General features: G+C 46.4%; 15 protein-coding genes and 1 other RNA gene. 6 read left to right on the forward strand and 10 right to left on the reverse strand.

The genetic code is table 11. The annotated features are described in order from the left end of the window. Positions 1-109: 109 nt before the first annotated feature. Positions 110-2,251, forward strand: coding sequence for an EAL domain-containing protein (locus EST55_RS05150; protein ID WP_129496736.1), 2,142 nt, complete (start codon positions 110-112; stop codon positions 2,249-2,251). A gap of 28 nt (positions 2,252-2,279) precedes the next feature. Here the strand turns inward: EST55_RS05150 and rnpB are convergent. Together rnpB and rsmI are read right to left on the reverse strand one after the other, a co-directional pair. Beyond that, positions 2,280-2,629: RNase P RNA component class A (gene rnpB, locus EST55_RS05155), an RNA gene on the reverse strand. Positions 2,630-2,664: 35 nt separating this feature from the next. Further along, positions 2,665-3,516, reverse strand: coding sequence for a 16S rRNA (cytidine(1402)-2'-O)-methyltransferase (rsmI, locus tag EST55_RS05160; RefSeq protein ID WP_129497004.1), 852 nt, complete (start codon positions 3,514-3,516; stop codon positions 2,665-2,667). 76 nt (positions 3,517-3,592) lie between these two features. Here rsmI and EST55_RS05165 point away from each other — a divergent pair, with 76 nt between their 5' ends. The 4 genes from EST55_RS05165 to dolP are packed head-to-tail and all read left to right on the forward strand — an operon-like array spanning position 3,593 to position 6,911. Then, complete coding sequence (locus tag EST55_RS05165; RefSeq protein ID WP_129496737.1) at positions 3,593-5,461, forward strand: penicillin-binding protein activator; 1,869 nt, start codon at positions 3,593-3,595, stop codon at positions 5,459-5,461. Further along, a complete protein-coding gene (locus tag EST55_RS05170; protein WP_100690819.1) occupies positions 5,436-5,786 on the forward strand; it encodes a YraN family protein in 351 nt (116 codons plus the stop codon). The genes EST55_RS05165 and EST55_RS05170 overlap by 26 nt, the downstream gene beginning before the upstream one ends. A 2-nt stretch (positions 5,787-5,788) precedes the next feature. Beyond that, positions 5,789-6,331 carry an SIS domain-containing protein gene (locus tag EST55_RS05175; protein ID WP_240665249.1) on the forward strand — a complete coding sequence of 181 codons (543 nt, stop codon included), beginning with the start codon at positions 5,789-5,791 and terminating at the stop codon, positions 6,329-6,331. A gap of 1 nt (position 6,332) precedes the next feature. Next, a complete protein-coding gene (gene dolP, locus EST55_RS05180; RefSeq protein WP_100690820.1) occupies positions 6,333-6,911 on the forward strand; it encodes a division/outer membrane stress-associated lipid-binding lipoprotein in 579 nt (192 codons plus the stop codon). Between the two features lie 12 nt (positions 6,912-6,923). Here dolP and EST55_RS05185 read toward each other — a convergent pair whose 3' ends face one another. The 8 genes from EST55_RS05185 to zapE all read right to left on the reverse strand — a co-directional run bounded on the left by EST55_RS05185 (position 6,924) and on the right by zapE (position 13,045). Beyond that, complete coding sequence (locus EST55_RS05185) at positions 6,924-7,355, reverse strand: ClpXP protease specificity-enhancing factor (protein WP_129496738.1); 432 nt, start codon at positions 7,353-7,355, stop codon at positions 6,924-6,926. A 39-nt stretch (positions 7,356-7,394) separates the two neighbouring features. Beyond that, positions 7,395-8,018 (reverse strand): stringent starvation protein SspA, encoded by a 624-nt coding sequence (sspA, locus tag EST55_RS05190; protein ID WP_129496739.1) that lies wholly within the window; start codon positions 8,016-8,018, stop codon positions 7,395-7,397. 81 nt (positions 8,019-8,099) lie between these two features. Then, the gene (locus EST55_RS05195) at positions 8,100-8,834 is read right to left on the reverse strand and encodes a cytochrome c1 (RefSeq protein ID WP_129496740.1); all 735 of its coding nucleotides are present in this window, start codon (positions 8,832-8,834) and stop codon (positions 8,100-8,102) included. After that, on the reverse strand, positions 8,831-10,099 hold the full coding sequence (locus tag EST55_RS05200) for a cytochrome bc complex cytochrome b subunit (protein WP_058576792.1): 1,269 nt from the start codon (positions 10,097-10,099) through the stop codon (positions 8,831-8,833). The genes EST55_RS05195 and EST55_RS05200 overlap by 4 nt, the downstream gene beginning before the upstream one ends. Beyond that, positions 10,099-10,689: a ubiquinol-cytochrome c reductase iron-sulfur subunit gene (gene petA / locus EST55_RS05205; RefSeq protein ID WP_088768911.1), complete on the reverse strand. Its 591-nt coding sequence runs from the start codon at positions 10,687-10,689 to the stop codon at positions 10,099-10,101. Before petA ends, EST55_RS05200 begins: the two co-directional genes overlap by 1 nt. A gap of 225 nt (positions 10,690-10,914) precedes the next feature. After that, complete coding sequence (rpsI, locus tag EST55_RS05210) at positions 10,915-11,307, reverse strand: 30S ribosomal protein S9 (RefSeq protein WP_088768912.1); 393 nt, start codon at positions 11,305-11,307, stop codon at positions 10,915-10,917. Between the two features lie 17 nt (positions 11,308-11,324). Further along, entirely contained in the window at positions 11,325-11,753 is a 429-nt protein-coding gene (rplM, locus tag EST55_RS05215) for a 50S ribosomal protein L13 (RefSeq protein ID WP_053953056.1), read from the reverse strand. 197 nt (positions 11,754-11,950) lie between these two features. Beyond that, a complete protein-coding gene (gene zapE / locus EST55_RS05220; RefSeq protein WP_129497006.1) occupies positions 11,951-13,045 on the reverse strand; it encodes a cell division protein ZapE in 1,095 nt (364 codons plus the stop codon). A 120-nt stretch (positions 13,046-13,165) separates the two neighbouring features. On the opposite strand from zapE, the gene EST55_RS05225 reads away from it, so the two are divergent. Further along, positions 13,166-13,627 carry a YhcB family protein gene (locus tag EST55_RS05225; RefSeq protein ID WP_129496741.1) on the forward strand — a complete coding sequence of 154 codons (462 nt, stop codon included), beginning with the start codon at positions 13,166-13,168 and terminating at the stop codon, positions 13,625-13,627. Positions 13,628-13,705: the final 78 nt, after the last annotated feature.

Below are 13,705 nucleotides of genomic sequence, written 5' to 3' on the forward strand. Positions count from 1 at the left end.
TCTGACCGATAACCACTAAGCTATTGAAGAAGCATATGAAATCTATCTGATAGAGCGTTGAATAAATTTATGTAATACTCGAGCGAGACACTTTGGGGTAAGGTTGCAAATGAAGCGGTTTTGGCTTTTTATAATCTTGAGCTTTGCGTTATCTAGTGCCGGAGTCATTTGGTTTGCAGAAAACCAACATGCCCAGACGGTTGAAGCTCGTAAGCGCACGGCAACAGAGCGATTGGGTAAGTTACGAGCCGCACTAGAAGGGCAAGTCAATTCCTCTTTGGTGACTGTGCGCGCCTTACGCGCCGAAATTAAACTGTCCCCGGATATTTCCAGCGATCGCTTTGCCGCATTAATGCAGGAGCTCATGACAACGGACCTACCAATCCGCCACGTCGCTCTTGCCCCAAACCTCATCATTCAATATGTGCACCCTCTTGAAGGCAACAAAGATGCATTAGGATTTAATTACCGGGATTCAGAGATCCAATTTGCCGGAGTGCAAAAAGCCATTGAAAATGGTGACGTTGTGATTGATGGTCCGGTTCAGTTGGTTCAGGGAGGATTAGCGCTCATCGCACGTGCTCCGGTGATCATTGATAACAACTTGTGGGGGGTTATCGCTGTTGTCATTCAAATTGACGAACTGATGGAAAACAGCGGCGTTAACGCCAGTAATGGTATTTATACAAGCGCTTTAGCTAAGGTATCAGGGTCAGGCAAACGGGATTTTGAATTTGGTGACGAGTCGGTCTGGAATAAAGATCATGTGACCAGTAATGTCGCTCTGACCTCTGGTCGCTGGTTACTCGCAACAGCCCCGATGAGCGGAAGCTGGGTCTCCCGAGGACCGCTTTACTGGAGTATTGTTAGCATTGGACTGCTATTAGCGTTAATCATGAACGCTTTTATGTACTACTTGCTTCATACACAGGTAAGGCTCCGAGCCGCTCTCAAAACGATAGATGAGCAAGCCAACTTTGATTCGCTAACTCAATTACACAACCGCCGCTCTTTCATTAAGCAATTAAACCGTTTAACGAGTAAGGACTCAAAATACAACAACTTTGCCGTACTGTTTATCGACCTCGATCATTTTAAAGAAGTGAATGACAGCTTAGGCCATGACTTTGGAGACGAGTTACTGAAAGTTGCTGGTTCGCGTTTAAAGCAGCAACTTAGGCCGGAAGACTTTATCGCTCGGTTGGGTGGTGATGAGTTCGTCGTGGTTATTAATCGCCTTAAATCAAAAGAGGTCATTAACCAATTAGCCCTCAAACTGAATAGCGCGTTAACTAAACCGTTCCTGTTACAACACAGCCAAACACAAACGTCTTGTAGTATTGGCATTGCCTTGTATCCCGATGATGGCCTTAATACTGAGCAATTACTTAAGAACGCTGACCTCGCAATGTACGCAGCAAAAGCAGCCGGTCGTCGTACCCATTACTTCTTTAATGACGAATTACGCCAACGCACCGAGCATCAAAATTCCATACATAACCGCATGCGTCTTGGGTTAAAAAATAACGAGTTTCGTTTGGTCTACCAACCTATTGTTAATTTGACCTCTGGAAAAATAGAGAAATGCGAAGCGCTCTTACGCTGGACAGATGATAACGGCGATACAATATCTCCTGCTGAGTTCATTCCCGTCGCTGAGAGCACTGGTCTAATACACGAGCTTGGTCAATTTGTTCTCGAACAGGCATGTGCCGATTGGAGTTTATTGCATAAGGACAGTATGCATATTGGTTTATCTATTAACCGTTCCGAACGCGAACTAAACGACATTAACGCTGCTAAACAATGGCTTGAATGTATTCGCCAGCACCAGTTACCAACGGAAAAAGTAACGTTTGAAATTACTGAGTCACTGCTTATGAGCAACAAGCAGCGACAAATCCACATTCTACACTACTTACGCTCCCACGGTGTGAAAATAGCCATCGACGACTTCGGTACAGGTTATTCAAGCATTAATTACTTACAACGTTATCCGGTTGACTATCTTAAAATTGACCGCAGTTTTTTGAATAACGCACCAGAGAATCGGATTCAAGTGGCGTTAACTGAAGCGCTATTGCGTGTCGCCCGAGCTCTGGATATTGATGTCATTGCGGAAGGGGTGGAAAACAAAGCGCAGTGGGAGTTCTTGCAACGCCAACAATGCGACTTTGCACAAGGCTTTTACATCAGCCATGGCTTGAGCCTCGACGAACTTATTACTTTCCTGAAAAAGTGGCAATTCTAGTAGAATCAGGCAACGACATAAGAAAGAAGGGGAGAGTCGGCCGATAAGCCGGGTTCTGTCGTGGACAATCATTCATCTAGTGATCAGGTTGCCCTGACCCTCAAGCAGTCTACCCGGGTTCAACGCGGGCCGCGCCAATGAACCCCTATTTGACCTTGCTCCGGGTGGAGTTTACCGTGCCGCGAACTGTTGCCAGCCGCGCGGTGCGCTCTTACCGCACCCTTTCACCCTTACCTGTGCTGCAAGCAGCCATCGGCGGTTTGCTCTCTGTTGCACTAGTCGTCGACTTACGCCGCCCAGACGTTATCTGGCACCCTGCCCTATGGAGCCCGGACTTTCCTCCCCCTGTAAACAGGCAGCGATTGTCTGGCCAACTCTCCGGCGACGGATTCTACGCTGTGTCGTCCACTAACTCAATCGTTGTTTTTCTGGCTGAGTGCCCACTGATACAACTCGTTTTTACGCTCACCGTGAAGCTTCGCACATAATGCAGCGGCTTTTTTCAACGGCAGCTCTTCAAGCAATATTTGCAACGTTCGTTTCGCATCCTCTCCAGGACCAGAGGTGTCCGTTGGCGCTTCAAAAGGTTCCACTAACAGGACCATTTCACCACGCTGTTGGTTTGGGTCGTCAGTTAGGCGCTTGACGAGCTCACTCGCCGAGCCCGTTAAATACGTTTCAAACTGTTTGGTTAGCTCTCGCGCTAACACCACTTTCCGGTCTTCCTGAAAAATTTCTCGCATATCCTCAAGGGTATGGAGAATACGGTGCGGACTCTCATAAAACACCAATGTCCTCACCACAGTTGCTAAACTTTCCAGTGTCGCACGACGCTGCGTTGGCTTCGATGGTAAAAAACCTTCGAACTGAAAACTATCCGTTGGAAGGCCCGCACCAGATAACGCAACTGTCAATGCACACGCTCCCGGTAACGACGTGACTTTTACATTCTGCTGTCGACACAAGTTCACCAGCGCATAGCCCGGATCACTGATTAACGGCGTACCCGCATCGGAGACCAACGCGATAGAATCGCCTCCCTTCACACGCTCAACAAGCTGTTCAGCTTTCGCTTTTTCGTTATGATCGTGAAATGCAAACACGGGAACTTGTATTCCATAGTGCTCAAGTAATTTACGAGTATGACGTGTGTCTTCCGCGGCAATTGCATCAACTTCCCTGAACACCGACAGTGCCCGTTCAGTAATATCAGAGAGGTTTCCAATTGGTGTGGGTACAATATAGAGTGTGCCCGTATCCGACATAAGAGTGCCTTCGTTTGTGTCCATGTGCAATGCGGTTTATAGTATCACCGAATAGTCGTCAATGCGGAATCTTACTGTGTTTAAAGCGTATCGTTTTGTTTTTATCGCCATTATTGCCTGCTTTGCTCTGACACAATGTACGTCAGCGCCTAAACGCACCCAGGCGCCGCAAGAGCGTCCGGACGTTCAACAGCAAACTCTTGATTTAGAAGACGCTAAAAGCTCCACCGATTGGCTTAATGACGCTTGGCAGGCTTCCAATAACATCGCGAAAAACTCGGCTCTTGTGCAGGCAGCATTAACCTTACAAGATGAAAAGCAATGGCAAAAGTCAGCAGCGATACTGTCCCGCCTCGATAAAAGCCAACTCACTAGCGATGCAAACCGCTATTATCGTTTGGCTAAGGGTCGTTGGTACGCGCACAATGAGCAATGGTCTTTGGTTTACGACGTTCTTAACGGGCTTCCCGAACGTTTCACTCAAAAGGAATACAAGCGTTTAACCCTTGAGTTGCTTGCTTTTGCCGCTAGTGAGAGTAAGCAGTACTGGCAAGCGCTGGTATGGCAAGTGGAAGCCCAACGCTATTCCGACGAACTTTCACCGCAACTGTTATGGCAGACAGCTCGCTGGGTTACTCAATCGCAACTGCCGGAAGCGCGCCCCAGAGACCTGATTTTAGCAGGTTGGTGGCGGCTCATTGATAATCACCACCAGGCAATGGCATCGCCCGAGTCTTTCGCAAGGTTACTGGATAACTGGCAAAACAGTTTTCCGAATCACCCCGCACAAGAACTGGTTCGCTCATGGAAGCAAGACAACAGTGAACATGCTGAATCGGAAATGAACACAGCTAAAACCATTGCGGTATTGCTGCCACTGTCCGGCCAATATGAAGCTCAAGGTTTGGCCGTGCGCGATGGTATCATTGCAAAAGTCAGTGAAAACACCTCGTCTGAACTGGTCTTTATCGATACAAATGCATTAAGCTTCGAGCAACAACAGTCAAAAGTACAAGAGTTAATGCCGGCCGGCATTATTGGCCCCCTTTTAAAAGACTCAGTTACCCACTGGGTCAGCCAGGCAAATTCAACGATTCCTCAAGTATTCCTTAATCAGCTTGAAAACAATACACCTCAATCGCCTGAAAGTGGCACAACCCTGTTCTTTGCACTAAACCCCGAAACAGAAGCACAGCAAGCGTCAGACTTTATGAGCTCGGCATCGAGCCAAACTAAGCGTCCGCTGGTTCTGGCCGCGGACACGCCAAGTTCAAAGCGAATGGTTGAACGATACAAGGCAAGCTGGTCAGGTATTAATGAGCCTTCAGTCAGCCTATTTAGTCAGCGCGATGACATGAAGTCAGCGGTTGAAACATCGCTGGGGCTTATTGGCAGTAAAGAGCGTATTCGCGCAGTAAAAATTGCAGCAGGTAAAATCATCGTTGACGAGCAAGAGCGGAGTCGCCGTGATATAAGTGGTATTTACTTGCCAGGTAATCTCCAACAAGTTCGTCTGTTAAAACCCTTTATTGATGTGAGTATATCACCGTTTGCTCAGCGCATTCCTGTTTACGGAACTTCATCTGCGCATGAGCTCAGCAATCAACTGGGCGACAACGATTTGAACGGTCTAATATTTTCAGAGACCCCTTGGCTAACCCAAAATGGTGGGGGAAATATACTTCTCAATCAATGGCTTGAAGCTCGCCCGGGGTGGGGGCTGTCGCAAGCCAGATTAGCCGCTATGGGCTATGACAGTGTCGACTTAGTACAGCGTCTGGCTATCATGCAGCGCATGCCCGGAACGCGATTGAAAGGTTTAAGCGGTGTCCTTAATGTGGAGCAACAAATTGTGCATAGGCAGTTACAATGGGCGGCATTTAGAAATGGACGTCTGACCGTATTAGAGGAACAGCCCAGTGCAGGAAAAAGTCGCAGGCAATAAAGCCGAAGCGTTGGCGAAGACGTTTCTGTCTCAACATAATATCAATACCGTAAAAGAAAATTATCGAATTGATGGCGGCGAGGTTGACCTAATCGCGAGAGACAAGAACTACTGGGTATTTGTTGAAGTGAAGTATCGGGCGAATGAAAAGTTTGCGTCAATTCTGGAACAAATAACACCCCAGCAGTGTCGTAGAATTCGCTATACTGCGCGCCATTATTTAATGACTCATAATATCGATGAACACACCTCCGCCATTAGGTTTGATGTTATTGGTATTAGCGGAAGCTCTACTGAAATAGAATGGATTAAGGACGCATTTTAACAATGATGACTGACGAGTCTGTAAAAGCGCTTTTTACACAGAGCATTCAAACCCAAATATCAGCGGTTGAAAGTCTTTCTGAAGACATGCAAGGAACTGTTGAATTGCTTGTTGGGCACTTGCTTAACGGCCAACGCGTCTTTATCTCAGGAACCGATACGAGCAGCTCGCTAGCCGATCATTTTGTACACTTAATGACAGAAGGAATGAAGTTGGAGCGTCCTCCTTTTCCTGTCATGAGCTTGTCTGCCAATCCGAAAAAGCAACTGGCGGCACTCGGTCAGTCCGGAGATATATTACTGGTTATTGCGGATAAAGATTCGGAGCAACTGACCGGCGTCATGGAAAGTGCGATTAGCCGAGAGATGATCATTATTGCACTAACTGGCGAAGGCAACGAGTTAGTATCAGGGTTACTCGGCCCTAATGATGTTGAGCTGCGCGTCCCAAGCTTAAATGCAGCTAGAGTGTTAGAAACACAGTTATTTATACTGCACAGCCTGTGCGAGCAAATTGAGTCGACTATTTTTCCTGAGGAGCATTAAGATGGTGAGTCAAAGTCGTCATAGTCTAATTATTGCGGCACTTTGTTTAGGTCTCCTTCAAGGCTGCGCTGCAGTAGCCGTTGGTGCTGCGGCCGTAGGGGTTAGCTCTGCCAGCGATCCTCGCACTATTGGTACACAAATCGATGATCAAACCATTGAAATGAAAGCCAACGCTAAATTAGGTAATGAAGAAAGACTCAATAAAGCGCGAGTGGTCGCGGTGAGTTATAACAACAATGTCCTTCTTATTGGGCAGGCACCAACAGAAGCGTTGAAGCGCCTTGCTGAAGACACCATTCGCGATACCAACGGCATTAATCAGATATTTAATCAAATTCGCATTGGCTCTAAAGCGAGCGCCGGGGTGTTAGCTGGCGATAGCTGGATAACCAGTAAAATTAAGCTAAAGTTCGCCAGTAACGAGGCCGTACCAGCCACTAGTATCAAGGTGGTGACAGAGAACGCGGAAGTTTTCTTATTAGGTAATGTCACTCAGCAACAGGCAAACGCGGCTATAGAAATAGCCAGAAATGTTGATGGTGTAGAAAGGGTCATTAAGGCATTAACAATTAAGGGTTAATGCCTTAACATTTTACTTTACAACTTTCAGATGACTGCGCTTTTTAGGCTTATCTGAGCTGCTATCACTACTCTCTTCTGACGAAGACGTCGACGCTTCAGGTTCTTCGTCAAGTTCAGGCATATTGTCAAGCTCAGGCTCTGCTTCGAACATGGCGCCAGCGCCATTTTCACGCGCATAAATCGCTAACGCCGCGGTCATAGGAACAACAACCTGCATCGGCTTTCCACCAAAGCGGGCGTTAAACCTAACTTCAGCATCACCCAACTGCAATCCTTGTACTGCAGATGACGATATGTTGAGAACTATTTGTCCATCGCTAACGAAGTTTTGAGGCACGACCGTCCCCACAATAGTAGCGTCAACCACCAAATGGGGAGTAAGCTCATTGTCAACGATCCACTCATACAGTGCTCGCAATAAGTAAGGACGTTTCGGTGTCATCGTTACTTCCTCCACCTTTGAAGCAAATGGTCGCGTTTATTAAGCACGCGCAAGCTCTCTTTCAGCTTCAGTCAAAGAGTCTTGGAACGTCTTACGCTCAAACAGGCGCACCATATATTGTTTGATTTCTTTCGCTCCCTGACCTTCCAGCTCGATGCCATATGCCGGTAAGCGCCAAAGTAGCGGTGCAAGGTAGCAATCGACTAAGCTGAACTCTTCACTCATGAAGTAAGGTGCGTCAGCGAAAACAGGCGCCAACGACAGAATGCCTTCTTTCAACTCTTGCTTAGCTTGTGCATCACCATTCGCTATGTTGTCCGCTAACGAGTACCAATCTCTCTCGATGCGGTACATCATTAAGCGACTAGTGCCTCGTGCGACCGGGTAAACCGGCATAAGCGGAGGATGTGGAAAGCGCTCGTCTAAATATTCCATAATGATTTGTGCGTTATAAAGCACTAAATCACGATCAACAAGCGTGGGTGCCGCCTCGGGATATGGGTTAAGCTGCAATAAATCTTCCGGTGTATAGTCTTCCGTCACGAACGTGATTTCAACACCAACACCTTTTTCAGCCAAAACCAAACGCACCTGATGACTTTTTAAATCATCTTTTCCTGAATATAACGTCATTACTGAGCGTTTATTTGCTGTTACAGCCATTCCTTTCTCCAGATAATATCAACGGCAAAAGGGTGGCAAGCCACCCTTTTAAACTCCGCTTTTGCGGATAAACAGACCCAATTACTTAAGATCTTTCCAAAACTCTTTTTTCAAGAACCAGGCTAAAAGCGTAAATATAAGTAGGAATCCGAATACAAACCATCCAATACGACGTTGTTCTAATAGCATTGGCTCGCCCATGTAAACCAGGAACGAGGTCAAATCAAGCGCAGCCTGATCATATTCGCTCTCTGATAAGCGACCGCTACCATCGGTTTTAATTCCTACATAAACGTCCTTCATCTTCCCGTCGATCATACGTTCTTCGTATGTTTTCTCCGGTACACCTTGAAGCTCTTGCAATACGTGCGGCATGCCCACATTCGGGAACACGGCATTATTCACACCAAACGGACGGCTATCGTCTTTATAGAACGAACGCAGATACGTATATATCCAATCCGCTCCACGTACACGAGCCACGTTGGTTAAATCCGGTGCTGCAGTGCCGAACCAGTTAGATGCTGCTTCGGTGCTCATATTATTGGTAATACGATCACCCGCTTTTTGACCAGTAAACTGCAGGTTTTCTTCACCCAGCTCCTGTGGAATGCCAAGATCTTCAAAGGTTCGATTATAACGATGATACTGCAATTGGTGACAACCCAAGCAGTAGTTCATGTATAACTGTGCACCACGTTGCAGTGATGCTTTATCATGCAGATCAACCTCAGCTTCGTCCAAAGGTACGGTTGGACCCGCCGCGAAAACCAGCGACGGAACCAAAGTCATAAGAGCGATTAACAATTTTTTCATTTCGACGTCACCCTTTCTGGAACCGGTTTCGTCTTCTCACGTTTACTGTAGAACCACAGTAACCCGAAGAAAGCGAAGTATAGGAACGTAAATATTTGCGCAAAAATAGTCGCTACAGGCGTCGCAGGCTGAGTACCTAAATAGCCAAGCACAATGAAGCTAATCGCAAATACGGTTAAGTTCAGTTTGTGCAATACGCTACGGAAGCGAATTGAGCGAACTTTACCACGATCTATCCATGGCAACAGCGCCAGGAAAACAATCGCTGCGAACATTAAAATAACGCCGAATAATTTGTCTGGTACCGCACGCAAAATTGCGTAGAACGGAGTGAAGTACCAAACAGGCGCGATATGCTCTGGTGTCTTCAGAGGGTTCGCTGGCTCAAAGTTTGGTGGCTCCAGGAAAAATCCGCCCATTTCCGGATTAAAGAAAATGACGTAGCAGAAAACAAACAGAAATACACCAAAACCGAACATATCCTTAATGATATAGTAAGGGAAGAACGGTATTGAGTCGACAATGTCTTTTTTGCTTGTAAAGCGCTCGTGAAATTTGAACTTCGGCTTTTCTTCATCTGGCACTGTGCCTTTTGGCTTTTTGGTATCAACACCGTCGGGGTTGTTCGAACCAACCTCGTGCAGCGCAACAATGTGTAAGAACACCAAAATAACCAATACCAGAGGCAAGGCTATAACGTGTAGTGCAAAGAAGCGGTTCAGGGTTGCTCCGGAAATAACGTAGTCACCACGAATCCACAGTGTCAGGTCATCACCAATAACCGGAATAGCACCAAACAGGGAAATGATGACCTGTGCACCCCAGTAGGACATTTGTCCCCAAGGCAATAAGTAACCCATGAAGGCTTCTGCCATAAGCACCAGGAAGATGAACATACCGAACAGCCAGATAAGCTCACGAGGCTTCTGGTAAGAACCGTACATCATGCCGCGGAACATGTGCAGATAAACCACGACAAAGAATGCGGAAGCACCGGTTGAATGCATGTAACGCAATAACCAACCGTACTCGACGTCACGCATAATGTATTCAACTGACGCAAACGCACCTTCAGCACTTGGCACGTAATTCATGGTCAGCCAAACACCGGTCAGTATTTGGTTAATAAGAACTATCGTTGCCAAAAAACCAAATACGTACCACATATTGAAGTTTTTTGGAGCTGGGTACTGCGCCAGGTGGATGTTCCAAGTTTTTGTCATCGGGATGCGAGCATCCATCCACTCTACAAATCGCTTAAACATTATGCTTGCCCCTTATCTTCACCCACCAAGATGGTGTTCTCGTCGACAAAGTAATGCGGCGGTACAACCAAGTTTAATGGTGCAGGGACGCTTTGGAATACACGTCCGGCGATATCAAACTTAGAGCCATGGCATGGACAGAAAAAGCCTGATTCCACACCCTCTACGTGTTCGCCCATTCCGCTCGGCAAATAAGATGGAGAACAGCCCAGGTGAGTACAAATACCAACCGCAACGAAGAACTCTTCTTTAATTGAACGGTATTGATTCTGTGCGTAAGGAGGCTGTTGTGGTTCTTCTGAATTAGGATCACGAAGTCTGTCTTCAATTTTCGACAGCCCATCGAGCATATCCTGTGTACGACGCACAACCCATACAGGTTTGCCACGCCACTTCACACGGATTAACTGACCCGGCTCAGCTTTACGAATATTCACTTCTACAGGTGCGCCCGCGTTTTTCGCTTTCGCACTCGGATTCCACGACGCTATAAAAGGAACGGCGACACCCACCGCACCAGCGCCGCCAACCACTGAGGTTGCGACAGTCAAAAAACGACGGCGACCTTTATCTACAGGCGCATTGCTCATCCATCTATTCTCCAGTTTTGGACGCTTCACGATTCATTGCCGCGAAGTCGGAATTAGCTGCTGCTTTTGTCCGCTTTAGCGGATCACAGAAAATGCTTTGAGATAATAAAGAAAAGACACACTTTTTACAAGAGTAATGCGTCGACAACTGAGGTGTAACCCTGTTGGAGTACGCATAAAAAAACCCAGCCGAAGCTGGGTTTTTGACACCACACAAAAAGCAGATTAACGCTTCGAGAATTGTGGGCGTTTACGTGCTTTATGCAAGCCGATTTTCTTACGTTCAACCTGACGTGCGTCACGAGTAACGTAACCTTCTTTACGCAGCGTTGAACGCAGCGCTTCGTCGTATTGCATTAATGCACGAGTGATACCGTGACGAATCGCACCAGCCTGACCAGTAGTACCACCACCACTTACCGTGATGTAAAGGTCAAACTTCTCAGTCATCTCTACCGCTTCTAATGGCTGACGAACAACCATTTGTGCAGTTTCACGACCGAAGTATTCGTTCAGTTCACGTTGATTAATTTTGATGTTGCCGCTACCAGGACGCAAAAATACGCGAGCCGTGGAATTTTTGCGACGACCAGTACCGTAGTATTGATTATCTGCCATAGTGTTCTTGCTCCGTATTATATATCCAGTTGTTTCGGCTGTTGAGCATTATGGTTATGCTCAGCACCTGCGTACACTTTCAGTTTACGGAACATGGCACGACCCAATGGACCACGGGGTAACATACCTTTAACCGCTTTCTGAATGACCATTTCTGGTTTCTTAGCAATCAGCTTTTCAAAACTGATTGATTTGATACCACCCGGAAATCCAGTGTGCGAGTAGTACATCTTGTCCTGAGCTTTGTTACCGGTTACAGCAACTTTCTCAGCATTAACAACAACGATGTAATCGCCAGTGTCAACGTGAGGTGTGTACTCAGGCTTGTGCTTGCCGCGCAGGCGACGAGCAATTTCAGTAGCTAAACGACCCAAAGTTTTGCCTTCAGCGTCTACTACGTACCAGTCGCGTTTTACCGTTTCTGGCTTGGCTACAAATGTTTTCATTGTATAAAACCTACATTTTAAAAGTTCACGGACAGTAATTCCGGGCTTCCCCGCGAATCACAACAATAAAATAATGAATAAAATCATTAGTTTACTTGCTGCAACCATTACTTAACCGAAGTTAACGTAATGGACTGTAACGTGGGCTGCGCGGATTATAGGAAAAATGCGCTCAAAGATCACGCATTTTTTGAAATTTATGCTTTGTGTGCCATAGCTAAATATTCACGGCTCTGCATTTCCTGTAGGCGACTCACACAGCGGCGAAACTCAAAGCTCAGTTGGCCTTCAGTATAAAGTGACTCAATGGGTACTTCTGCTGACAAAATCAGCTTAACTTTACGCTCATAAAACTCATCAACTAATGCAATAAAGCGGCGGGCAATATCATCTTTACCAGCCCCCATTTGCTCAACATTGCTGACTAATACGGCGTGATACAGCTGCGCTATTTCCATATAATCATTCTGACTACGGGCTGTTTTGCAAATATCCGCAAAGTCAAAGAACACGACATCATCGCACTCGGCTCTTATCCCAATCCTCCGACCTTCGATATCAATACTGTCTGACTCATAGTCATCGCGGCATTCAGGCGCAAGATCCTTAAAATATTGCCAAAGATTATCATCCGCCTGGGGGTCTAACGGTGAATGAAAAATCTCGGCCTGGGTCAGCGTACGCAACCGGTAGTCGATGCCGCTATCGACATTCACTACTTCACAGTTTGCTTTTATCAGTTTAATTGCCGGAATAAAGCGTGCCCGCTGCAGGCCATTTTTATAGAGGTCATCCGGGACAATATTTGATGTTGCCACCAAAATGACACCACGCTCGAATAAGTATTCAAACAGTTTTCCAAGCAACATTGCATCAGTAATGTCCTGCACGAAAAACTCATCAAAACAAACAAGCTGAGTTTCATCCGCAATTTTGTCCGCAATAATTTCTAACGGATCGCTTTTCTGATCTAACTGCTTTAATTCATTGTGGACACGATGCATAAAGCGATGAAAGTGAATACGCCACTTTTCATCAAATGGCAGGCTTTCAAAAAAAGTGTCCACCAAATACGTTTTACCGCGACCTACCCCACCCCAAAAATAAAGCCCTTTTGGTTTCGGTGGCGCTTTTGAAAACCAACGCTTCAACGCTGAGCCCTGCTGGTAGTCATTCCAGGCGCAGAGCTCCTCGTAAAGTCTTTGTAAATGCTCGACGGCGTTAAGCTGTGCCGCATCCTCTGAAAAACCATTGTGCTCAATGTCATAACGGTAACGATCAATTGGCGACATTTGCTGTTGTGGCACTACCACTTCACCCCAGTTGCGATTATCCTAATAAATATTATGTTACCATGAAGGTGTTATGCAGCAATCAAGAAAACGCTGTTGTTATTTGCTGAGGAGTCAATTATGAGCTGGATTATTGGAATTTTATTAGTGATAGCTGGAGCCATTATTGGCTTTTTCATTGCACGCTACACGCAAACAAATGGTCAGTCCGGTAATCTTGAAGAGCAGGTAGAGAAAAGCCAACAACAACTTGGTGAATATCAGCGCGAAGTCGCAGAACACTTCGCTACCGCTAACGCGATGATGGAACAACTATCTGACACTCAGCAGAAGTTACAAAGCTACCTGAATCAGAGTGCCGAGCTTCTCCAGCAGCCAGGTTCTCAGGGAGACTTGCCGTTCTTCTCGGAAGACACAATTAAACAGTTACGGGTTGCGAATTCATTAAATCAAGATCATCGTTCGGGTCGCGATGGTCGTGAAGCCGAGCAAATCCCACGCGACTATACGGAAGGACCTAGCGGTCTTTTCTCAGACGACCGACGTGAGTCAGACAAAAAAGATCCGTCTAACATATCTTGAAACATTTTTAGAGTGAACTCATATCACTGACAAGCGGTCATAAAGTGGAACCGTTTGTCAGTGATTATTTAAGGAGTT

The sequence above is a fragment of the Idiomarina sp. 29L genome, assembly GCF_004123135.1.
In the GTDB taxonomy this organism is placed as follows: Bacteria; Pseudomonadota; Gammaproteobacteria; order Enterobacterales; family Alteromonadaceae; genus Idiomarina.

Bases quoted from the DNA above. Each gene is read 5' to 3' on its own strand.
- EST55_RS05150 (WP_129496736.1), top strand. From the start codon at position 110: ATGAAGCGGTTTTGGCTTTTTATAATCTTGAGCTTTGCGTTATCTAGT.
- rsmI (WP_129497004.1), bottom strand. From the start codon at position 3,516: ATGTCGGATACGGGCACACTCTATATTGTACCCACACCAATTGGAAAC.
- EST55_RS05175 (WP_240665249.1), top strand. From the start codon at position 5,789: ATGATGACTGACGAGTCTGTAAAAGCGCTTTTTACACAGAGCATTCAA.
- dolP (WP_100690820.1), top strand. From the start codon at position 6,333: ATGGTGAGTCAAAGTCGTCATAGTCTAATTATTGCGGCACTTTGTTTA.
- EST55_RS05185 (WP_129496738.1), bottom strand. From the start codon at position 7,355: ATGACACCGAAACGTCCTTACTTATTGCGAGCACTGTATGAGTGGATC.
- sspA (WP_129496739.1), bottom strand. From the start codon at position 8,018: ATGGCTGTAACAGCAAATAAACGCTCAGTAATGACGTTATATTCAGGA.
- EST55_RS05195 (WP_129496740.1), bottom strand. From the start codon at position 8,834: ATGAAAAAATTGTTAATCGCTCTTATGACTTTGGTTCCGTCGCTGGTT.
- EST55_RS05200 (WP_058576792.1), bottom strand. From the start codon at position 10,099: ATGTTTAAGCGATTTGTAGAGTGGATGGATGCTCGCATCCCGATGACA.
- petA (WP_088768911.1), bottom strand. From the start codon at position 10,689: ATGAGCAATGCGCCTGTAGATAAAGGTCGCCGTCGTTTTTTGACTGTC.
- rpsI (WP_088768912.1), bottom strand. From the start codon at position 11,307: ATGGCAGATAATCAATACTACGGTACTGGTCGTCGCAAAAATTCCACG.
- rplM (WP_053953056.1), bottom strand. From the start codon at position 11,753: ATGAAAACATTTGTAGCCAAGCCAGAAACGGTAAAACGCGACTGGTAC.
- zapE (WP_129497006.1), bottom strand. From the start codon at position 13,045: ATGTCGCCAATTGATCGTTACCGTTATGACATTGAGCACAATGGTTTT.
- EST55_RS05225 (WP_129496741.1), top strand. From the start codon at position 13,166: ATGAGCTGGATTATTGGAATTTTATTAGTGATAGCTGGAGCCATTATT.